Origin of the sequence: Lapidilactobacillus wuchangensis (genome assembly GCF_003946645.1) — a bacterium.
GTDB lineage: Bacteria > Bacillota > Bacilli > Lactobacillales > Lactobacillaceae > Lapidilactobacillus > Lapidilactobacillus wuchangensis.
In genome coordinates, this window is the sequence record NZ_RHOU01000002.1 from 355,371 (window position 1) to 376,455 (window position 21,085).

Annotated in this window: 17 protein-coding genes; 7 read left to right on the top strand and 10 right to left on the bottom strand. The window is 41.8% G+C overall.

All coding sequences use genetic code 11. The annotated features are described in order from the left end of the window. Nucleotides 1-224 precede the first annotated feature (224 nt). Nucleotides 225-1,343, top strand: coding sequence for an LCP family protein (locus EKM82_RS03550; RefSeq protein ID WP_125766939.1), 1,119 nt, complete (start codon nucleotides 225-227; stop codon nucleotides 1,341-1,343). A gap of 322 nt (nucleotides 1,344-1,665) precedes the next feature. After that, nucleotides 1,666-2,052, top strand: a complete 387-nt coding sequence (locus EKM82_RS03555; protein WP_125766940.1) for a hypothetical protein — start codon at nucleotides 1,666-1,668, stop codon at nucleotides 2,050-2,052. Here the strand turns inward: EKM82_RS03555 and EKM82_RS03560 are convergent. Beyond that, nucleotides 1,987-3,723, bottom strand: a complete 1,737-nt coding sequence (locus EKM82_RS03560; protein WP_125766941.1) for a hypothetical protein — start codon at nucleotides 3,721-3,723, stop codon at nucleotides 1,987-1,989. The genes EKM82_RS03555 and EKM82_RS03560 overlap by 66 nt on opposite strands. A 206-nt stretch (nucleotides 3,724-3,929) precedes the next feature. On the opposite strand from EKM82_RS03560, the gene EKM82_RS03565 reads away from it, so the two are divergent. Both EKM82_RS03565 and EKM82_RS03570 read left to right on the top strand, forming a co-directional pair. Then, the gene (locus EKM82_RS03565) at nucleotides 3,930-4,712 is read left to right on the top strand and encodes a hypothetical protein (RefSeq protein WP_125766942.1); all 783 of its coding nucleotides are present in this window, start codon (nucleotides 3,930-3,932) and stop codon (nucleotides 4,710-4,712) included. A gap of 86 nt (nucleotides 4,713-4,798) precedes the next feature. Beyond that, complete coding sequence (locus tag EKM82_RS03570; RefSeq protein ID WP_164508085.1) at nucleotides 4,799-5,401, top strand: TetR/AcrR family transcriptional regulator; 603 nt, start codon at nucleotides 4,799-4,801, stop codon at nucleotides 5,399-5,401. A 316-nt stretch (nucleotides 5,402-5,717) separates the two neighbouring features. Here EKM82_RS03570 and EKM82_RS03575 read toward each other — a convergent pair whose 3' ends face one another. From EKM82_RS03575 to EKM82_RS11280, 4 genes are all read right to left on the bottom strand, one after another. Next, nucleotides 5,718-6,494 carry an ABC transporter permease gene (locus tag EKM82_RS03575; protein ID WP_125766944.1) on the bottom strand — a complete coding sequence of 259 codons (777 nt, stop codon included), beginning with the start codon at nucleotides 6,492-6,494 and terminating at the stop codon, nucleotides 5,718-5,720. Beyond that, nucleotides 6,475-7,128 (bottom strand): ABC transporter ATP-binding protein, encoded by a 654-nt coding sequence (locus tag EKM82_RS03580; protein ID WP_125766945.1) that lies wholly within the window; start codon nucleotides 7,126-7,128, stop codon nucleotides 6,475-6,477. Before EKM82_RS03580 ends, EKM82_RS03575 begins: the two co-directional genes overlap by 20 nt. Nucleotides 7,129-7,253: 125 nt before the next feature. Then, the gene (locus EKM82_RS03585; RefSeq protein WP_125766946.1) at nucleotides 7,254-9,041 is read right to left on the bottom strand and encodes a glycerophosphoryl diester phosphodiesterase membrane domain-containing protein; all 1,788 of its coding nucleotides are present in this window, start codon (nucleotides 9,039-9,041) and stop codon (nucleotides 7,254-7,256) included. A 224-nt stretch (nucleotides 9,042-9,265) separates the two neighbouring features. Beyond that, on the bottom strand, nucleotides 9,266-9,421 hold the full coding sequence (locus EKM82_RS11280) for a hypothetical protein (protein ID WP_164508086.1): 156 nt from the start codon (nucleotides 9,419-9,421) through the stop codon (nucleotides 9,266-9,268). A gap of 1,015 nt (nucleotides 9,422-10,436) precedes the next feature. Here EKM82_RS11280 and EKM82_RS03590 point away from each other — a divergent pair. The 3 genes from EKM82_RS03590 to EKM82_RS03600 all read left to right on the top strand — a co-directional run bounded on the left by EKM82_RS03590 (nucleotide 10,437) and on the right by EKM82_RS03600 (nucleotide 14,257). Next, nucleotides 10,437-12,200 carry an ABC transporter ATP-binding protein gene (locus EKM82_RS03590; RefSeq protein ID WP_125766947.1) on the top strand — a complete coding sequence of 588 codons (1,764 nt, stop codon included), beginning with the start codon at nucleotides 10,437-10,439 and terminating at the stop codon, nucleotides 12,198-12,200. Beyond that, the gene (locus EKM82_RS03595) at nucleotides 12,187-13,914 is read left to right on the top strand and encodes an ABC transporter ATP-binding protein (protein WP_125766948.1); all 1,728 of its coding nucleotides are present in this window, start codon (nucleotides 12,187-12,189) and stop codon (nucleotides 13,912-13,914) included. The genes EKM82_RS03590 and EKM82_RS03595 overlap by 14 nt, the downstream gene beginning before the upstream one ends. 127 nt (nucleotides 13,915-14,041) lie before the next feature. Further along, nucleotides 14,042-14,257: a hypothetical protein gene (locus EKM82_RS03600; RefSeq protein ID WP_125766949.1), complete on the top strand. Its 216-nt coding sequence runs from the start codon at nucleotides 14,042-14,044 to the stop codon at nucleotides 14,255-14,257. A gap of 827 nt (nucleotides 14,258-15,084) precedes the next feature. Here the strand turns inward: EKM82_RS03600 and EKM82_RS03605 are convergent. The 5 genes from EKM82_RS03605 to EKM82_RS03625 form a co-directional block, all read right to left on the bottom strand. Further along, nucleotides 15,085-16,620 (bottom strand): multicopper oxidase family protein, encoded by a 1,536-nt coding sequence (locus EKM82_RS03605; protein WP_125766950.1) that lies wholly within the window; start codon nucleotides 16,618-16,620, stop codon nucleotides 15,085-15,087. A 267-nt stretch (nucleotides 16,621-16,887) separates the two neighbouring features. Continuing rightward, nucleotides 16,888-17,364 (bottom strand): hypothetical protein, encoded by a 477-nt coding sequence (locus tag EKM82_RS03610; RefSeq protein WP_125766951.1) that lies wholly within the window; start codon nucleotides 17,362-17,364, stop codon nucleotides 16,888-16,890. A gap of 217 nt (nucleotides 17,365-17,581) precedes the next feature. Next, nucleotides 17,582-19,318, bottom strand: a complete 1,737-nt coding sequence (gene spxB / locus EKM82_RS03615) for a pyruvate oxidase (protein ID WP_125766952.1) — start codon at nucleotides 19,316-19,318, stop codon at nucleotides 17,582-17,584. Nucleotides 19,319-19,466: 148 nt separating this feature from the next. Then, on the bottom strand, nucleotides 19,467-20,000 hold the full coding sequence (locus EKM82_RS03620; protein ID WP_125766953.1) for a 3'-5' exonuclease: 534 nt from the start codon (nucleotides 19,998-20,000) through the stop codon (nucleotides 19,467-19,469). A gap of 1 nt (nucleotide 20,001) precedes the next feature. Then, nucleotides 20,002-20,775 carry an exodeoxyribonuclease III gene (locus EKM82_RS03625; protein ID WP_125766954.1) on the bottom strand — a complete coding sequence of 258 codons (774 nt, stop codon included), beginning with the start codon at nucleotides 20,773-20,775 and terminating at the stop codon, nucleotides 20,002-20,004. Nucleotides 20,776-21,085: the final 310 nt, after the last annotated feature.

Consider the following 21,085-nt stretch of genomic DNA (forward strand, 5'->3'; position numbering starts at 1 on the left):
ATTTAATCGTTTCTTAATAAAAAAGTCCACAAATAGTCATTGCTTATCTAGTAACACTCATTTATGATAAGCATTGGACTATTTTTATTTTATACAAGTATTCAAAATCTAGTGTCAGTCAAAGAAAGTTACAATGATCATGATTATCATTTTGTTTTGAGTTTTTCCAAAAGTTATTTTTTAGGGCAACTTACTTTGAAAAGCACTGAAAATTAGGTGGCATAATGGCAAAGCATGCACGTTCCGAACGGATCCAAAATGAAGCAGCAACGAATAATGAACAACCACTTCCCAAAAAATCACATCGTGTTTTAAAAATTGTTTTACTTAGTTTAGCGGTCGTCTTACTGGCAGCTGGCGCTTATGGTTTGCATTTGTACACTCAAGCTAAATCAGCGCTTGATAAAACTTACTCTTCCGTCGATAAGGCGGCTGAAGCTAAGACCGCCAAAGTTGTTGCGGCAACTGAACCATTCTCAGTCTTGCTTTTAGGGACCGATACTGGGGATGAAGGTCGAACTGAAGTTAACGGTAATTCTGACACCATTATTGTGGCCACCGTTAATCCTAAGAAAAAGCAAACGACGTTAGTTAGTATTCCTCGGGATACCATGGCCGAAATTATTGGCACCTCGTCATTTGATTTTGAGAAAATCAATGCGGCTAATAATATTGGTGGCGCGAAAATGGCCTTAAATTCTGTTTCTAAGCTTTTAAATGTGCCCCTGACTAATTATGTCTCAATCAACATGGGCGGCCTTAAAAAGATTGTTGAGGCCGTTGGTGGGGTTGAAGTCGACGTACCTTTCTCCTTTAGTTCAAATGGCTCGACTTTTACTAAGGGTAAGATGAAATTGGATGGTAAACAGGCTTTGGATTATGCGCGGATGCGTTACGAAGATCCCCAAGGCGACTATGGCCGTCAGAAACGGCAACGCCAGATTATTACCGCAATTCTGAAATCAGCTGCTAGTACTGGTACGTTGGCTAATTTCACTAAGTTAATGGATGCCATTTCTGATAATTTGACAACTAACTTTACCACCGACCAAATGATTACGATTTTCAAAAATTATCGGTCATCAGCCACCAATGTGACCAGTGATCATTTACAAGGGATCAGTGCTTATGCTGGTGATGCCGCGGTACAAGTTCCAACAACTGCCGAATTACAACGGGTCTCAGATATTATTCGAACTGAATTAGAGTTAGAGAAAGAAACAATCAGTAATAGTACCACTAAGGAAAATGAATATAATAAACAACAGAACGGCTTTATTTTCGACAATCCAACTGAAGTTCAAGATTATTATGTGTATCCTTTACAAAGTACAACCAATTAAGCTGATTTAATTAACATCAGTTTTAAATGCTAAAGAGCTGCCCGACCGAACTTGAACAAGTTCGGTCGGGCAGCTCTTTTCGATTGGTTTAAAGGTTCCGACTAGGTGAGCCATGATGCAGTTCGCCCCGCTATTGTTAGTTGGCATTTAACCCGGTTAGTAGTTTGACGTAGCCCTGATTTCAAGTGGTGCTGAACTTGAGGCTTAGTGGAAAACAGCAGCTCGACTTGTCAGCCGTCCCTTAAATTAGGTAAACTAATAAGCAGCAATAACGCATTTATTCGCTTTAAAAATCAATTATTATCAGGAGTGAGCAGTGGTCATGAAACAATTTGACTGGGAGTCATATTTACGGCATTTACGGCAATTAATCCCGGCGGTTTTATTTGTTTGGTTATTTACCCATTTGCAGCAAACCAGTGGCTTGGACTTAGCCTGGCGTTGGACTGATGCTTATTTGCTGGTTAGCTTTTTGGGCAGTAGTCCGCTTTGGTGGCACGTTTGGCAGCTGTGGCAAGCGCGCCGACAATCGCAACGAGAGCTGCAGGCTGAACAACAGGTCAAGCAAATGAGTGCTCAACATCGACGCGGACGTTATTTGGATCGCTTTTTTACTTTTTGTGGGCGATTAGCGCTTAATTTACTAGTTTTGGCGATTAGTCCCTTGTTTGCCATATATTGGTTGTTGCAGTTGGCGTTTCATCATTAGCCGATAACGTAGCAGCTGACTTAGAGCTACCAACCAAATCAAGCCGACAAATGCGAGTAACCACGGCATTGGTAGGGTGCTGTGATAGTGGAGTAGCAGTTGATTATGGCCGGGACGGCTGACCACAGTTGGTTGGCCAATGCTGCTGAGGGCTAATGGTTTGACGAGCTTTTGCTTACTAGCAGGTAAAGATAATTGACTGTCATGATACAGAACCACTGGCAGTTGCACCGGCCGATCATCGCGGGCAAACCAACTGATCAATAAACCATTAGGCGTGACTTTTTTCGTGACCTTCTGGTGGCTAAAAACAATTTCGCGAGCGTAAGTATTGTACTTACTCGCTTTGGTTGGCTGATCCACTGGCAAGTAATCTGGCGTCGACTTTTGCAAATTAGTTAGCAGGTCGAGCAGTTGCGGACTGGCCATGCTTTGGCGAATGGCCTGATTACTATTAAGCACATAAGAATGAGTCACATGCTGTGCCTGCCAGTCTTTGTGATAGAAGCTCTGTAAAGATTGACTAGTACTGGCGCTAGTTTGTAAGAGGCCGAGTAGGGTTAAGAAGGTCAGGAAATAAGGACCGATCCGTTCAAAGTTCGGCACTTCTTTCAGCAATTGCCCGTAACCGATAATTAACAAGACGGTAAATGGGGCAAAGAAACGAAATGGGAATTGAATTAATTCGGCAAAGAACATTTTTTGTTGGATAAAGTGGTCCCAGGGTAATAGATTGGTTGATAAAAGTAGAAAGACCAAAGCGGTCAGCCAAATCAGATGATTATAGAGGCTTAACTGGCGCCAATGACGAATCAACGGCCAAATCGCCGTCAGGCCGAGAATAATCAGCACCACGGGCATAACTAACCAATACCAAGCCGCAGTATTAATTGAATCCTGGGACATATTGCCATTAATAAATGGCGGCAAGATGTCATTATGCCGGTATAAAGTGAACATTGCGTACCAAATGTTGGCCGTCAAACCAAGGTAAATTAGCAAAGCCTGACCAATTTGTTTGAATAAACGGCCAACTTTACCATGATAAAGGGCAGTAGCAACAAAGGGGATGTAAAGCAGAACTAACATGATGGTCGAAAGCACATGAATTTGCGTCATTAGGGCTAATACGAGTGCTGTTGACCAAACTGGCAGTTGTTTATCGCGGACGATTTTGGATAAAGGAATTAGTGCTAGGGGCATTAAACTGGTGCCCCAGCTAGTGAAGCCTTGACTTAAAGTCCAATATTGAATGGCATAAGTGGTGATAAATAATCCGGCTAGTGGCAAGGCCAACGTTTTCTTCAGCCGATTAGTTCGTAGTAAGAGGTACATCGAACCGCCGGCGAATAAGTAAAGAACCAAATCAGAGAGAATCTGATAATGGCGCCAAGAACCACTGATCAAGACTAAGAAGCCTTGAAAATAGGCAAATAAAGGCCCATAAACGGCATTAACAACTCGTCCTGATTGTTGAAAGCCGAAAAAAGTAGTGAAATAATTAAAGTGCCCGGTTTTGATTTGCATCGCCGTATCGTAGAAACGATTGTAGTGAAAAATGGCATCACCGCCCATGATAATGCCTTTAGAACAAATATATGGCAGCAACATTAAACAGCTAAAGGCCAGAATAATGGCCGCTGGCAATAATCGCTTTAGTTTTTCTTTCATGATTCTCCCCTAATTGTCTTCTTGGCCGACTGGCTTTCATTAGAATTAGTATAAAAAAAATCATCAAAAAAGTCCGCGATAGCGGTTACTGTGCTAGTCAAGTTTTTTCATTACTGAAATGAGATTGTGCTGGTGACCGAATTGGCTTATAGTTGAATCATTATTGTTGGATCGGCAAACTTTTGATGGTAAAAGGAGTAGTGCAGATGAATGATTTCAAGGGAACACTCGATGCAGAGCAATTACAAATTGATTTTGGTATTGATCGCGGTCAGTTGGCCTTAGTCCCGACCGGCCAGTTAGCGGCCAGTTCCGCTGGTGATCCGGCCACCGTCAATTTACTGTGGCAAGCTGGCGTCATTAAAGCTGTCACTCAAAAAGCAGTGACCCTGAACGATGCTGAATTTGGAGCCGTCTTAACCTTACCTTGGGCCGTTGACAGCCAATATTTATTACCATTTCTGAAAAACACTTTATTGAAGCAACCGCTGACTAAGCTACCGGCCAATCTTGAAAAACAATTAGTGAGTTACTGGCAACCTTTTGCCCAATTCTTGGCTTTCATGAATCAAACGCCAACTAGTCAGCCTGAGTCAGCAACAGGTACCAAGGCGAAGCCGGCTGGTAAGGCCGTTCATCGTTGGCGCGCGGCTGTGGCTAAGATTGATTTTCAAATCGATTATCAAGGCTGCCAGGCGACAGCACGGTGGGTAAAACGCAATGAAATGGTATTGGCACCAGGGGCGACCCTGTTGGCCGACCCGCCTTTAAATAAAGATGGTCGGTTAGGGTTTAGTGCTCGCTTTGGCCAACAATTACGTACCGAGCATCAAACTGAATATAAAAATTTTGTCACCACGGCACCGATTACTTTGAAAAGTGTCAATGAAGTCGGACTGTTCTTGTATTTTGGTGGCACCAATAGTTGGTTAGTATTGCATGATGACCAAGGAAAAACGATTCATGATTGGACCGTGGTCGAAAAATAAAGTCAAAAAGGTAGTGACACTTTGTCACTTGTCTGCTATAATATTTTTGTGTGAGTAACAAAGTGTCACTAGAGAGGAGCTAGATTGTGCCAAAAGCAACTTTTCTAAATTTGTCTGCTGCTCGCCGTCGTGAAATTGATCAATTATTAGTCGAAACTTTTTATGATACTCCTGCTAGCCAAGTTAAGGTGGCAACAATTGTTGCTAAGATGGGAATGTCGCGAGGAGCTTTTTATAAATACTTTGCGAATATTAATGATGCGTTTACTTATACTTTGCGGCAAAACGCTAAAGTGATTCGTCATGATATTCTTTACAGTATTGATGATAGCGACGATAATTTTTTTGATGGGATTGAGAATTATTTACGTTGGTGTACGCGCTTATCACGAAATAGTTATTACTGGCAACGTTTATCGCTATTAACGCGTTCAACGACCGAGTTAGCTTATCGTGAAGTTCGGGTGATCGATAGTAGTTCTGACTTTATTAAGCAAGTGATTGCTGTTATTCGTCAAAATCAACTTAACATTGATTCTGACGATGAGATGATCAGTTTCTTATATTTCATGTTGGAATGTATTATCTCATCGATCAACGATTATATTGTTAATCAGTGGACCACTGAGCAGCTATTAACAGATTTTCGCTACAAACGTAAATGGTTGGTTACCAATCTTGCTGATTGATGATCGGCCCAGCAGTCAATTAACGACAACGAACGTGAACAAGTTTAACTGAATCGATCTATTCGGGGGAAGGGTTGATTTAGTCATCAGCAAAGTTGCGGACCAACAAGCCAATTTAGTGCAGCTACTTATTGTTGATCACCAGTAGTTGACAGCTTCATGTTTCATCGTTTCAATTCACAAAAAAAGACTCAACTGCTTAATTTACCCAGTAAACGGTTAATTAAGTTAGTTGAGCCTTTTTTAATGCCCCTTAAGCAGGCGCTACTTTTTGACGCGAGTTGTGGGCGAACTTGGGCGGTGAAGGTGGCGCCAACTAATTAGTTTCATTTAATTGTTGTTGATCATTGAAATAATGCCGATAAGCTTGATAGCCAGCAATAATGGCACCTAAACTGGTTGTTGAGAGCAGCATGAAGGTAATGAGGATTTGATAACGAATGGCCCGCACTGGATCAACACCAGCGAAAATCAAACCGGACATCATCCCTGGCAGGTTAACCAAGCCAACTGTTTTCGCTTGGTCGATTGTTGGCTGCATCGCGGTTTTAATACTCTCTCGAAGAATCGGCAGTGACGCTGTTTTAATTGGTGCACCAAGGGCTAATTTCTCCAGGATTTGTTGCCGTTGATCGCGGAACTGGCTATTTAAAGCGCGATAACAAAGGCCGACAGCAACCATGGAATTGCCCGCAATCATCCCAGTAATGGGAATAATTTGCGAAGGGACTAATTTAAGAGAGCCACTAAGAATAATTAAGCCTAAAGTGACAAACGTACTGATAAATAAGGCCAGAAAAGTTTCCAAATAGTCGCGGAAATGGTGGCGAGCATTGGGATTTCTTTTGTAAGCATTCCAAGAGGCATTGACGACGATCAAGAGACACATCAGAATGGTGAGCCAAGCATTGTTTAGCTGGAAGATGTATTTCAGCACATAACCAATAATCGTTAATTGGATGATGGCCCGAATAATACTGTAAATAATATCTTTAGCCAAATGCAGTTTCTCTTTAGTGCTGATGATCATTGCCACCAGTACTAACATAAAGGCTAGGGCTAATGAGGCGTTGTTAACGACTAATTGTTTCATCAATGATTCCTCCCTGCTTCATATGAATAATATTGGCGGCGGTTTTCAGCTCATCAGAATCATGAGTGACCTGAATCAGGGTAATTTTATCCTGAGTCAATTGGCGGATTAAATCTTGGACAATTTCCTTGCTGCGACTATCCAAGCCGGCAGTGACCTCATCTAATAGCAGAATTTTCGGTGGAAAAATCAAATTACGAATAAGCGCGACTCGCTGCCGTTCACCACCAGACAGGTCAGTAATTTTCTTGTCGATGAAGTTAGCTGGCAGTGCGACTAATTCTAGATAATTAGTGACGCGGGCTTGATCAAAGTCTTGCTGACGAATTTCAAAAGGCAGCTGCAAGTTATCGCGGACTGTTTGATCAAATAAAGTTGGTTGTTGGAAGCAATAAGAAACTTGTTGCCGATAAAGCGGCCGCTCATAATCAAGTTGGTTTTTACCCGCAAAAATAATTTCACCACTGGTTGGTGTCGCCAGCGAAGCAATCAACTTCAGTAACGTACTCTTGCCACAACCAGAAGGGCCAGTGATCGTTAAAAAGTCATTGGCCGCCACAGTTAAATTAAGATCCGGAATAATTTGTTGCTGGTCAACAGTGTAACTAACATTCTTTAAAGTCAGAATAGCCAAAGATATTTCCTCCCCATCAGCACATTAAAATAACACTAAAAAAGCGCTCACAATCAATATAGCATGATTTATCTTTAGATAACATCAGATTGATTGAAAGCGCTTTTTATTTTTTAAAATAGTGTTTAGTCAGCCCAAACTGAGCCGGCGATATCAGTGAAACTGTTGATCAATGAGGCGTAATGTGGCTGATCTTTTTGCTTGGCCAGAATTTGTTTCATTTCGCTGTAACGATCAGTGATGATGCCGTCAACGCCATAAAGCTGCATCTTATTTAGAGTGGCCTGATCATTAACATCCCAGCTATAAACCAGTTGCTGATGATCATGGGCTTTATCCACGAAATAGCTATTTAAAGTGGTCACTTCCATGGCATAACCATCAAGCTTCGTTTCTGGAAAGGCGAAATTATATGGCATGATGTAATCGACGAATAAGTCAGGGGCTAGTTTCTTCGCTTGGGCCACCGTTTGATAATCAAGAGATTGAATCTGGCTCTGATTTTCCTTCAAGCGTTGATGGTACCGCTGAATAAAATTCTTGGTGAAATTTGGGCTATCCTGTGAGGTGACTTTCAGTTCGACTAGCAGCGGTTGATGATGCTTCGTGGCGCTGGCTAAATAATCGTCGAAGCTAGGAATCTTTGCTTGGTAGCCATGTTCACGGACCGTGATTTTCTGTAATTGCGCCAGAGTTAATTGTTGTGGCTTTTCCGAACGACCGGCTAATTGCCGCAAAGTTGGATCGTGGAAAACCACGAATTGGCCGTCTTTAGTTTCTTGAACGTCCATTTCCACAAAGGCCGGTTTTTTCTGGGCGGTTTTCTCCAAAGCGGGAATGGTGTTTTGCACGCCGTTGCCAGCATCAACACCACGATGAGAAATTAAAATTGGATTGCTGGTCAATAGTCCTTTTAAGTAGCCGAAATTAAACGCTAATAATAAGGCGACGGTGCCACTTAAGAAGGTCCAAGTTAAGATTCGCCAGAAGCGACGATGTTTGGCTGTGTCGGCGATTTGTGGTTGTGCCAAGGCAACAGGTGGCTGCATCAGTAGCAATAACATGATCGTGGAGTAGCTGGCAACCATTAATGAAGCAATTTCCAGACCGAGCATGGTCACAATCGCTCCAGCGAAGGCAAATTGTGTTTGATCAAGGCCGACTTGTAAGAAGTAAAGCAGCCCATTAATAATGGCAAAAATCAATCCACCTAATAAGGTTGCCAATAAGCCGCGCTTAAAATTAGCCCAATTGCGATGCCGTGTTAATTGCCAACTTTGCCGGCGAGCTTGCTGGACCGATAATCGATTCAAGGTCAATAGTGGTAGGACATATAAATAACGCAGTCCTAACCAAAGGCCACCGAGATAAAATAGCACTAATAGCACGGCATAAAGCGTGTGTTCTTCAATGAAAGTTAGGATAAAGTTGGGAATAACGACTTTGCTTAGCAGCGGCGTCGAGAAGAATAAGCTGACTGCTGGTAAAGCTAGGATGAAGAATAAAATCAAAAATAAAAATGTTTTGCCGTTTAATTGGCGGAAACGTTGCGCTGATTGTCGCATTAATTGGCGAAAATGGGGATGCTGATTATGTTGCAACTCGTTAACGAACAGCATAAAAATGGTGAACTGCCAATAAACGAGCAGTAAAACCAGTAATAACATTAGCAGCAGTAGCACCACCATCAAGGGGTGATCGATGATGATCTCACCAATATTGGTATACGATAAATAGGCGACGTTGAATTCAACCATTAGCTTGGCGGTCAGCCAGCGTAAGCCAATCACCACGCCATCAATTAAAATATTCATTAGTGCCGAGAAAACTAAAATTTGTGGCCAAAAGCGCCAAAATAAGTGGTTTGCGCCTAACCAAAATCGTAAGCTTGGTAATCGTTTCTTTTTCGCCAAAATAAAACCCCTCTATCCCAAATGTTTGCTATCAACAGTCTGAAACAGAACGGGTTGTTAGTCAAGCTTTAATCAAAGTTCCCAACCATAAAAAACAGGGAGAGTGGTGAGGCAGAGCTGGTTTTGACGCCATTGCAGGCCTGCTGGTTGTGAAACGCGGCCGGAATCGATTTGAACCGATTACATGAAAAAGTTCGAAACCATTAAAACCTTGGTGAAGCTGATCAAACAGAATAGGTTTTGACTGCATTGCGGGCTGCTTGTCGCGGAACGCTGCCGACACTGATTGAAGCCTTTCTGCGAAAGTCTCCAATACAGGTCTTATTGTAAGTGCTAAAGCACCAACAATAATTTGGCGGCTGACGACAAGATCCCTCCATTCCGTCTGGAATTGAGGTTGTGCGTTTCATCTTTGTTAGTTGTTGAGGCATTTGCAGTAAGTTTCATCAACTAGATTTAGACTGATGTAACATCTGAATAGTGCACCAAAAAAACAACCTAATTGACTGTCTCTTTGCACTTGGTTGCAGAGAAATTGTCAATCAGGTTTTGTTAGTTATTGCTGTTTGTTTTTCTAAACAGTGGTGTTCAATTAAATTTAGTTAACTCAGGCAGGGGCCCAGCGATTGGCGTCAATGGTGAAATTATTCTTGCCGCTTTAGCGGTTAGAATAAGGCTCGCATCTGAGATTGTTGCGTTAGCAATAAGCTCAGATCGATGCCCACACCGTTCCACAACCCAACCGCCGCAACGGAGTTGTCCGCCATTCTGCCTAAAACAAATTAAACTTAGTTACCGTAAGATTCTTGATGCAAACCCGTCAAAAGAAAGTTGCCGCACTGGCTAGTAAACCAATTGAAGCGCTGATGACTAATTGAATCGTGGTGCTGCCGTCGAAACCCAGCAACGCAATAATAATAGTCGCGATAAAACTTAATAGAGGACAAATCAGACTGATTGTTCGCCAAGTTGGGTGGTGCCGTGTCCAGGGATAGCTCAGCAGCGAAATGAAGCTAATCAGTAAAACCAGGGCCAATAATTGCCAGGCTGGTAAATGAAGTTCAACAATTTCGCCACTTTGATTGGTTAAGTAGCCTCGAATTAATGCGGTAGTAATACTGAGTAAGGCGAGTCCGACCACGGATAATGAGAAATAATTCTTTTTGAAAATGATCAGCGCCTCCTCGCGAAAAATTTAAGATATTCTTATTATGACAAAAAAGTTTACTAAACGATATCCGTCGTAAGTACGAGTTCTGTTGGTGACCATGATTAGTTTTTAATAACGCTTTCAGAAATAATTTTCTTAAAAAAGCACTACGACTCGTTAACAGCGCTGTTTTTTCGACAAATAACGGGGTAAGATAAGACTAATACGTAAGGGGGAAAGTTGCCATGTGGAAATTACGCACTTATTTAGGGCCATATCGCTGGCAGGCAATCTTCGGGGCTTTTTTCAAGTTCATTGAAGTGATTTGTGAATTGAGCTTGCCGAGTTTTATGGCAATCATTGTTGACCGTGGGGTTAAGAATCACGATCAAGTCTTTGTTTGGCATTACGGCTTGATTATGATGGGCATGGCCTTGTTAGGCTTTGGTTCGGCTTCAATTTGTCAATATTTGGCGGCTCGTTCTGCCCAAGGCTTTGGGACTGATTTACGGCGGGCTTTATTTAAAAAAATTACTAAAATGTCTTATCAACAACAAGATCAATTTGGGACTGCAACTTTAACGACGCGGCTGACTAATGATGTGAATCAATTGCAGATTTGGGTGGCAATGTTGATTCGTCAAGTTTCGCGGGCACCATTTATGATTATTGGTTCCTTAATTATGGCCTTTACGTTAGATTGGCATTTGGCACTGATTTTGTTAGTAGCCACACCAATTTTAGGCTTCGTTGTTTACTGGCTGACCAAAGAAATGGCGCCATTGTATCGTCATTATCAACGGCAACTTGATAAGTTATCTAGTGTTGTTAAAGAGAATTTAGGTGGGGTACGGGTAATTCGGGCCTTCGCCAAAACGAAAACGGAAAACAAAAAATTCACTGGGGAAAATGATGAAATTACTCGGACTGGGTTACGAATCGGTCGTTTATCGGCACTGTACAATCCTTTAACGGCAACGATTGTGAACTTAATGATTGTGGTGATCCTCTGGAATAGTGGCGCTCGTGTGAATAATGGTACCTTGGCGCAAGGGACCGTTTTAGCTTTCATCAATTACGTGAATATGATTTTAGCTGCCATCTTAATGTTATCCAACTTGGTGATCCTATTAACCAAAGCCATGGCTTCAGGTGAGCGGGTTCAACAAGTTTTAGCGGCAGAAATCGGTGAAGACGCCACTGTTGCTAAATCAGGAACGGTTGATTTAGATAGTCCTCAGACGGTGGCTATGCAGCAGGTCAATTTTTATTTTCCTGATGAATCTGGTCAACGTGGCGAACCAGTCCTTAAGCAAATGAATTTTGCGATTAATAATGGTGAATCAATTGGGATTATTGGCGGGACTGGTTCCGGTAAGTCAACCTTACTGAACTTGTTACCACGTTTCTACACGGCTGCTGATGGCGAAATTACTATTTTTGGTAAAAATCAGCAGCAATACTCCTTGTGGCAATTGCGTCACTTATTTGCAGAAGTGCCACAAGATACAACTTTATTTACGGGAACCGTGGCAAGTAATTTGCGCTGGGGCAACCCTGACGCCACTGATGAGCAATTGTGGCAGGCCTTAACAACGGCCCAAGCAGCCGACTTTATCCAACAGCAGCCGGAGAAACTACAAGCGCCGGTTGAACGTGGCGGCCGTAACTTCTCTGGTGGGCAACGGCAACGGTTAACCATCGCCCGGGCCTTGGTGAAACAAGCACCGTTACTGCTGTTGGATGATGCCACTAGTGCGCTGGATTATTTGACAGAAGCTCATTTCCTAAAAGCGGTCAAGCAAGCTCCTTGGCAAAAAAATATTTTCTTGGTGACCCAACGAATTGGGACAGTTGCTCATTGTGATCGGGTTTTAGTTTTGAAAAACGGCGCAATTGTCGGTTTCGATACGCATGATCAGTTGCTGCAGACCAATCAATTTTATCAAGAATTAGTTGCTAGTCAGTTAGATCAAGATAAGGTAGGTGGGTCAAATGGCAATCTTTAAACGGTTAGCACAATACTTTGCTGAGAAAAAGTATCTAGTGATCATGGCGACGATTTTGACCTTTGTCTCAGTTTTAGGCACTTTGATTGCGCCAGTTCTGGTCGGGACCACGATTGACCAGTTAGTTGGTCGCAACCAAGTGAACTTCGGTCAGTTAAATCGGGATATTTTAATCCTACTAGCGCTTTATTTAGGTAGTAATATTTGTTTATGGTTTGCGACTTGGTTCTCGAATAACGTGGCTTATGATGGCGTTAATCAGTTGCGGCAACAATTATTTGCCAAGTTGGATCGGTTGCCCTTAAGCTTCTTCGATTCGAATCCCCATGGTGATATTACCAGTCGCTTCGTCAATGATGTGGAAACCATTTCCGATGGTGCGCTGCAAGGTCTGTTGACGACTGTGCAAGCAATCTTTACGATTATTGGTTCGATCGTTATTATGATGCGGCTTGACGTGGTGATGGCCTTATTGGTATTAGTTACGGCACCATTATCCTTCTTAACCACCCGTTTAATTACGAAAAAATCCCAGCATTACTTCAAATTACAGGCCGATGATTTAGGCTCGTTAAATGGTTATGCCGAAGAAGCAATTGCCGGCTTGAAAGTTGAACAAGCTTTTCAACATGAAACTGCTGGTCAAAATGATTTTGAAAATTTGAATCAACAATTATACCAAACTGGATTTAAGTCACAATTTATTGCTTCCTTCGCTAATCCTTCAGCACGGGCGATCAATAATATTATGTATGCCTTTATTGGCATGGTTGGTTGCCTACGCGTAATCACCGGGCAGATTTCAGTTGGTGAAATTTCGACGTTCTTAATTTTTGCGACGATTTTTGGCAAGCCATTTAGTGACTTCACCAGCTTGATGACCCAATTTCAATCAGCTTATGCTTCTGCCCGGCGGATTTTTCGGATCATTGATTTAAAAGAAGAAATTCCCGATCCTAATCCCGCTGCAGAAATTGACCAAGTACGTGGCGAAATTACCTTTGATCACGTTGATTTCAGTTATGAACCGCAACAACATTTGATTCATGATTTAAATTTGCAGGTCAAACCTGGTCAGCAAGTGGCCATTGTTGGTCAAACTGGTGCTGGTAAAACGACATTGGTCAATTTATTAATGCGCTTCTATGATGTGACCGCTGGTAAAATTACGTTAGATGGCATTGATATTCGCCAGCTGACTCGCCAGAATCTGCGGCAACAATTTGGCTTGGTTTTACAGGACACTTGGTTATTTGCTGGTTCATTACGCGATAACATTGCCTTTGGTAAGGACGATGCCACCATGGCCGAAATTCGCCAAGTTGCGAAAGAAAGTGGTGTTGATGAGTTTATTGAGAAATTACCTCAGGGTTATGACACAGAACTCCAGGCTGCCACTGACAACTTATCAGTCGGACAACGGCAGTTACTAACGATTGCCCGGGTCATGTTGGCCAATCCACCAATGTTGATTCTCGATGAGGCTACCAGTAATATCGATACCTACACCGAAGTTAAAATTCAAGCCGCCTTTAATAAATTAACCCATGGTCGAACTAGTTTCGTAATTGCCCATCGTTTGTCCACGATTCGGGAAGCCGACTTAATCCTGGTCATGGACCATGGTCAAGTAATCGAACAGGGAACTCATCAGGAATTGTTGGCAGCTAAGGGTTATTATGCCCAACTTTACGAGAGTCAATTTGCTAAATAGATGATTTGCTGTCAAATGACTTGCAAAAAGTTAGGAAAATATCGAATAACAATTGAGTTTCTTAGCAAAACATGTTATAACTTTAAACGACTTAACTTGTGATTTCTTAGAGGAAGTTGGTGTTAATTTGGCAGAAGTTTCAGATTTGGCAGTTGGCCAAAAGATTAGTGTACGTAAAAGTCAGGATATTCCTTTGAGTTTTCACGGCACCATCACGAAAATTTACGAAAATTCCGCATTAGTTTCAATCGATAGTTTCGAAGATCAATATGCGGAAGTTGTCGCAGATTTACAAAATAAGACCGTCGTTGGTTTTAAACATATTCGGGTCACAACAAAATAATTATCGTCATAAAAAGCCATCATCCGCGGATGATGACTTTTTTGCGTGATCAATAAAAGGAAAGTGCCAGAGTTTCCACAAATGGCAAATTGTTTTAAGTCGCTACTTAGTTGAGAACGGCAGTGGCCCAGCGATTTTTTTGGCGTGGAACATGGTGGACATCGATCTGAGCTTATTGCTGACGCAACAATCTCAGATACGAGTCTTATTCTAACCGCTAAAGCGGCAAGAATAATTTCACCATTGACGCCAATCGCTGGGCCACTGCCTGGATTAAACTAACGAAATTGATCACCACTATTTGGCCGAAACAGATTGTGGGGGTACAAAAAAAGCGGTGTGACAATCTCTACTGAAAATAGAGTTGTTACACCGTTTTTTGGTACTGTTTAACTATTATGACTAATTGAATTGAGTTAACGAATCCCACTAACACAGCCTTAATAACTAACAACTATGAAGTGAACTACATCAACTCCAGACGGAATGGAGGCCGTGGTTGTCAGCCGCCAAATTATCGTTAGTGCTTTAACACTTACGATAAGACCTGTATTGAAGACTTTGTGAAACAAAGGCTTCAATCAGTGTCGGCAGCGTTCCACAACCAGCAAGGCCGCAATGGAGTCAGAACCAGTCCTGTTCTCACATCTTCATCGAGCTTTAATGGTTTAGAGCTTTGATTTTAAATAAGCTCAAATCAACGCCGGCCGCGTTCCACGCCAAGCAGCCCGCAATGGAGTCAGAACCAGTTCTGTTTCATCATCCATATCGACTTTTAATATTTTTGAATTACAAGACATAGCTTAAGGCTAAATAATCAAGAGCAATTACATGTGCATGCCCATCTTTTTGTATGACTCCATTCCACCAAGCCAGAGTTGGTCCATTGGCACATTGCGTTCCTTGGCGAAAGTCATCATTTGGGTTTCGTGGTCGATCAACTGATACTTAGCATCAGGATTTTTCGGATCGATCACTTGCATTTGGGCCATCATGCCACCATCTTCATGTTCCAGAATATGGCAGTGATACATGAAGACACCAGCAACGTGGAACCAAACTTTAATGCGGACGTGTTCGCCAGGGTTAACGCTCACGGTGTCTTTCAAACCAAGTTCATTTGGATATGGCGCTTGACCGTTGCGTGAAATCACTTTGAAACCAGTGCCATGCATATGGAAGGGATGAATCATGCCACCCATTTCTGAGTTAGTATTGCTGATATCCCAAATTTGACATTTATTCATTGGCATCTTGTAATCAATGCGATTCATGACAAATTTCTTGCCATCAATCATCACGGCTTCGTCCATGCCTGACATTACCACGTTTTTAACAGGTAAATCAGGATCAGGTTCTGGGTCAGGAATTTCATCAATTAGATTTTCAGGGATCACTTGATTGTCGGGTTGAAAATCATGAATGCGGAAAGTCATTAAGGCCACATCATCTGAATACAATGTGACGGTATCGCCAGCGTGATAACGACCAAAGTCCACGATAATTTCTTGACGTTCAGCGCAGGTCAACATGATGTGATCAAATTCAACTGGGTGCGGCAACAAGCTTTTATCACCAGCAATTTGCGTAAATGGTAAGTCATCGCTAAAGTGCAAGCGCCATTCACGACGATTAGCACCGTCTAACAAGCGAATTCGTAGTTTTTGCGTAGTCACATCAAAGTAAGGATTGATTGTCCCATTAATCATGGCAGTTGGGCCTTGAATGCCATCAGGATCATAATCAGCTCGATAATCCCACTGGTTATTCTCATGGAAGTGGCGATCTTGCAAAACTAGGGGAATATCGTCGACACCATAATGATGAGGAATTGGTAAGGCCGCTTCATGATCATCAGTCACGTAAGCGAAGGCAGCTAAACCGTGCCAAACTTGAGCAGCCGTTTCTGGACACGGATGAGCATGGAGCCAGTTCGTTGAGGCTAGCTGATTGATCTTAAAGGAAACATCACGACTGCCTTCAGGATAAACGGGGGCATGACAGCCACCATCTTCAATTGGGCCGGGGATATCTAAACCATGCCAATGGAAAGTCGTGACTTCCGGCAAATGATTCACTAAATGTAGATGAATCGTTTGACCGTTTTTGAAAATAGCTGTTTCACCAAGAAGCCCAGTATTGTAACCCCAAGTTTTCGTTTTGGCACCAGGCAGCAACTGAGTTTCACCAGTTTGGGCGGTAATCGTATAATAAACATCTTGACCGTCAACCCGGTCAGGTTGTAAAACAGGCGGTACCCGCAATTTCATTTCTGGTACGTCAGGCCGCACTAGTGGCACATAACCAGCATCATGGGTATTGTAAGCAGACTCATCGAAAAAATAATCGTGATAAATTGACATTTCTGATACTCCCTTCAGTAATTATTGCACCTTCATCTTACGCCTGAATAATTGGAAATGCTACTGACAGGCGTTTGCAGCAATTGTTAAGTCACTGAATAGTCGCTGGCAGCAAGGCTTTTAATATGAAAAATAGTTCATATCTAGCCGAAAATAATTCGTGAGTGGTTTGAGCAACGGGTTAAAATTAATATTAGGTATTTTATCTAGATTCGTGATTTTTACTTTTCTGGAAAGTTTAAATTATCGTGTACTTTCAAATTAAGGTTACCCTTTAAAAAATGCTAATATTGTAAAAATATTAGCTAAGAAACCTGTTGTGGCCAAAACAATAGATACTATTAAAGAAAGAATTTTTTTCTGTGGTTCTTCTGTTGATGGCCTTTTTTTATCGGCAGTTTCTGTATCATGAGAAAATAATTTTATTATTCCTGATACCAAGCCAAAGACTCCAAGCATCAACGTTATGATTAATAAAGATTTTGTGAATATATTTGGTAATAAGACAGCAACTAATATTCCAAGTAAAAGGAAAGCACAACCTAAAAAAATATTCGTGTATATTTTCCTTGTATAAATATTGTCCAATTCTATCCCCAATCCAGTGATGCCGAATGATACTAAAAACGTTCCTGCTATCATCATAGGTATATTTTTAAACAATAGTGGGCTAGCCACGCCTGCAACAATAAGGGCGGCTACTACACCAATTCCGGTTGAAGAATCATTTCGTTTGTTATTCATGCTTTTTCTTCCTTCCTTCCTTCATTCTTAGTAATATGATTCATAACATATTATATACTTTTATTTTTTAATAAATCATTGCGTTCAGAGACATAAAAACACTGCATTTTAGTAGTATGTAGGAAATGATTTTATGCTGAGATATTAATCTTAGACAGGGTTTAGCGACAAAAAAACTCGGTGCCTTAAGAAACAGCACCGAGCTTTGATTGATTCGTTATTTTTCGAATTCTTTTAAATATTGGCTAAATGGGACTAAGTCTTGGGATTGGTAAGTGTCATTAAATTTGTCGATGGCTGCTTGGTCGAATTTTTCAGGGTCGAGTTGTAATTGCTCAACTGGTAATGGCCGTTCGTCAGCAATTTTGACATCGATCACGACTGGTTCAGTGGCTGTTTTGGCAAAATTAAAGGCAAACATTAATTCTTGATAATTTCTAACAGTAAAGCCTTTAACACCGTAACCTTCAGCAACTTTACCAAAGTCAGCGTCGGCAATATCAACGCCGTAATGACTTTGCTTAGTATCATCTTGTTCAGCTTTAATGAAGCCGAAAGAGTTGTTGCTTAAAACCACGTTAATAATTGGTAAATGATATTTGGCTTGGGTGATCAAATCTTGAGCCACCATCGCAAAGCCACCGTCACCACTAATTGAGAAGACTTGGCGATCAGGATAGCTTAATTGGGCGGCAATGCTTGCAGGTAAACCGTAACCCATGGTTGCAAACCAGCCAGAAGTAGTGAAGCGTTGTTTAGGATTCATCTTTAAGAAACGTAAACTGTCAATCGTCACGTTACCAACATCAATGTTGAAAATTGCGTCTTTTTTAGCAATTCGATTGATTTGTGCGAAGACTGGCTCAGGGCGTAAAGGTGACTTGGTATCTTTGCTCATGGTTTCAACCCAGTCATGCCAATTTTGATTGTTGGCCAGGTTAGCTTTATACCAACCAGTTTCAGGCTGTTCGGTACCAGCAGCAATCAATGCTTGTAAAGTGGCTTTAACGTCGGCAAGAATTGGTAAGTCAGTGCGATGGCGCTTGCCAAATTTAGTATTATCAATATCAACTTGAATGAAGGTTGCTTTAGGATCAAAGAAGTAATTCGCAAATGGATAATCGCTACCCATAAATAAAATCAAGTCAGCATTTTGTAAGGCTTCAACAGAAGGCTTGGTTGCAACCCGACCAGCCGAAGCAAGGTAAGCCGGATTATCGTCAGGAACAATGCCTTTAGCTAGCGCTGAACTAGCAATTGGCAATTTATACATTTTAGCAAAAGTTTCGACTTCTTCAGTGGCACCTTTAGCGCCTAAGCCAATATAAAGAATTGGATGTTTAGCGGCTTCAATTAAGCGTAAAGCTTCAGCAACATCTTTAGCAGCTGGTTGCGAATAATTGACGCGGTAACTAGCAGCGGTTGATTCAAAGGTGTCAGGAATGTCTTCCCAGCCCAGACTAACAGGAATCGTCACCACGGCCACGCCTTGTTCCTTGTATGCATGCTTAATGGCTTGATCAACCACGTGTGGTAAAGATTCTGGCGTCATGACGGTCCGATTATAAACGGCTACGTCAGTGAACATGGGATTTTCGTTCATTTCTTGGAAGTAATCAGTGTTCATCGTATCAGCGCCAACTTGGCCAATTAAAGCCAACATAGGCACGTGATCCATTTTGGCATCATAAAGACCGTTAAAGAGGTGAGTAGCACCAGGGCCAGCTGAACCAAAAGCAACCCCAATTTTGCCAGTGATTTTAGCATCAGCCGCGGCAGCAATGGCCCCGACTTCTTCGTGACGAACTTGAATATATTTAATCCGGTCACGTTCGTTGAAAAATGCGTCCATACTTGAGTTAAACGAACCACCAGGAATGCCGTAAATATGATCGACACCCCAGTCTTCAAGAACCTTGACCATTGCGATACCAGATTTAATTGTCTTTGACATAAAAAAGCCTCCCAATAAACTTATTTAAAGTAAGTATAACTCTTTTTTTAGGAAAAGCGAGTAATCATACTCGCAAAAGTTAACTTACTTTAAATGTAGCATAATTGTTGGGAGACGTGGGTGAAAAGCGCTTGCTCAATTGCAATGATTAAGCAATCAAAACCATTTTTTTCAAGGCGCTAGTGCCAAACTGTTCGATTTCTTTAATGAGGATTTCAGCACAGGCATAACTATCAGCTAAGGCATGATGATGCTGAGTTAATTTAATTTGTAAATAATCAGACACAGTGTTCAACCGATAATTAGGTAAGTCGGGATAAAATTTGCGGCTAGTTTTAACGGTGTCCAGTGTTAAAAAATGTGGCGGTTCAATGTCATATTTGCGTAAACTTTCTTGCAACACCTTGGTATCAAAGCGGGCATTGTGAGCCACCATTAATTGTTCCATTGAAAAAAGTGGGGCAATGTGCGGCCAAACTGCAGCAAAATTAGGCGCACCAGCCACGGACGCACTGGTCAGGCCATTAACTTTAGTATTCCAATAATCAAATTTGGCTTCCGGGTCGATCAAAGTGTAAAAATGATTGACGATTTGATTGTCGCGAACGACAACCAAGGCCAATGAACAAGCACTATTAGGTTGGCGATTGGCAGTTTCAAAATCTAGGGCAATAAAATTCATTTTAGTCTACTTTCTTCATCAAATCAGTGGTATCGAGTTCAATTGGGCAATGATCCGAGCCAACCACATCAGTTAGAATTTTGGCATCAGTTAACTGGTCATTTAAATCAGGCGTGGTCATGAAATAATCGATCCGCCAACCAGCATTACGATCACGGGCATGGAAACGATAGCTCCACCATGAATAAATATCAGTTTGATCAGGATAGAAGTGGCGGAAGGTATCAACGAAACCGGCAGCCATTAAGCGACTGAATGATTGGCGTTCTTCATCAGAAAAGCCAGCATTGTGATGATTGTTTTGGGGATTCTTCAAGTCAATTTCTTCGTGAGCCACATTTAAGTCACCACAGAAAATCACACTTTTTTGCTGAGCCAATTTGCTAACATAATCGCGAAAAGCTTGGTCCCATTCTAGGCGGTAGGGCAGCCGCTTCAGTTCGCCTTGAGAATTTGGCGTGTAACAAGTTAACAAATAGAAGTTTGGATACTCCAGCGTAATCACGCGACCTTCTTGATCATGCTCGGGGATGCCAAGACCATAAGTCACGTTTAAAGGCGCCTCGCGGGCAAAAATTGCTGTGCCGGAGTAACCCTTTCGTTCAGCGTAATTAAAGTATTGCTGATAGCCAGGCAAATCTAGCTCAACTTGGCCTGCTTGCATCTTCGTTTCTTGCAAACAAACAAAGTCAGCATCAAAGTTTTGAAAAATAGGTAAGAAGTCTTTTTTTAAAACGGCTCGTAAGCCATTTACGTTCCAAGAAATAAATTTCATTAGGCACTCCTTTGTCGAACAGTTTAATTAACCTCAGTTTAACAAAAAAATGGTTGAGATTGTAGTTAGAACCGAAAATACTGTCGTCTGGCTAATTATGGAAAAATATTAAAACAGAACGGTGTTTTACTTAGTTTCGTGGTTAAGTCGCTCCTTAGTTGAAAAGGTGGTTGCTGGGCGATTTAGAGGGCGTGGAACGCCGTGGCCATCGATTTGAACCAATTGAAAACCAAATTGTTTCAAATTCGAGGCTTATTCTAAGCGATAAATCGCTAAGAATAATTTCACGGCTGACGCCAATCGCCCAGCA

What these genes read in the sequence shown, in the direction of transcription:
- EKM82_RS03590 (WP_125766947.1), top strand. Translation starts at nt 10,437, where the DNA reads ATGTGGAAATTACGCACTTATTTAGGGCCATATCGCTGGCAGGCAATC.
- EKM82_RS03620 (WP_125766953.1), bottom strand. Translation starts at nt 20,000, where the DNA reads ATGAATTTTATTGCCCTAGATTTTGAAACTGCCAATCGCCAACCTAAT.
- EKM82_RS03595 (WP_125766948.1), top strand. Translation starts at nt 12,187, where the DNA reads ATGGCAATCTTTAAACGGTTAGCACAATACTTTGCTGAGAAAAAGTAT.
- EKM82_RS03605 (WP_125766950.1), bottom strand. Translation starts at nt 16,620, where the DNA reads ATGTCAATTTATCACGATTATTTTTTCGATGAGTCTGCTTACAATACC.
- spxB (WP_125766952.1), bottom strand. Translation starts at nt 19,318, where the DNA reads ATGTCAAAGACAATTAAATCTGGTATCGCAATGGTCAAGGTTCTTGAA.
- EKM82_RS03610 (WP_125766951.1), bottom strand. Translation starts at nt 17,364, where the DNA reads ATGAATAACAAACGAAATGATTCTTCAACCGGAATTGGTGTAGTAGCC.
- EKM82_RS03560 (WP_125766941.1), bottom strand. Translation starts at nt 3,723, where the DNA reads ATGAAAGAAAAACTAAAGCGATTATTGCCAGCGGCCATTATTCTGGCC.
- EKM82_RS03555 (WP_125766940.1), top strand. Translation starts at nt 1,666, where the DNA reads ATGAAACAATTTGACTGGGAGTCATATTTACGGCATTTACGGCAATTA.
- EKM82_RS03565 (WP_125766942.1), top strand. Translation starts at nt 3,930, where the DNA reads ATGAATGATTTCAAGGGAACACTCGATGCAGAGCAATTACAAATTGAT.
- EKM82_RS03625 (WP_125766954.1), bottom strand. Translation starts at nt 20,775, where the DNA reads ATGAAATTTATTTCTTGGAACGTAAATGGCTTACGAGCCGTTTTAAAA.
- EKM82_RS03575 (WP_125766944.1), bottom strand. Translation starts at nt 6,494, where the DNA reads ATGAAACAATTAGTCGTTAACAACGCCTCATTAGCCCTAGCCTTTATG.
- EKM82_RS03550 (WP_125766939.1), top strand. Translation starts at nt 225, where the DNA reads ATGGCAAAGCATGCACGTTCCGAACGGATCCAAAATGAAGCAGCAACG.
- EKM82_RS11280 (WP_164508086.1), bottom strand. Translation starts at nt 9,421, where the DNA reads ATGGAGGGATCTTGTCGTCAGCCGCCAAATTATTGTTGGTGCTTTAGC.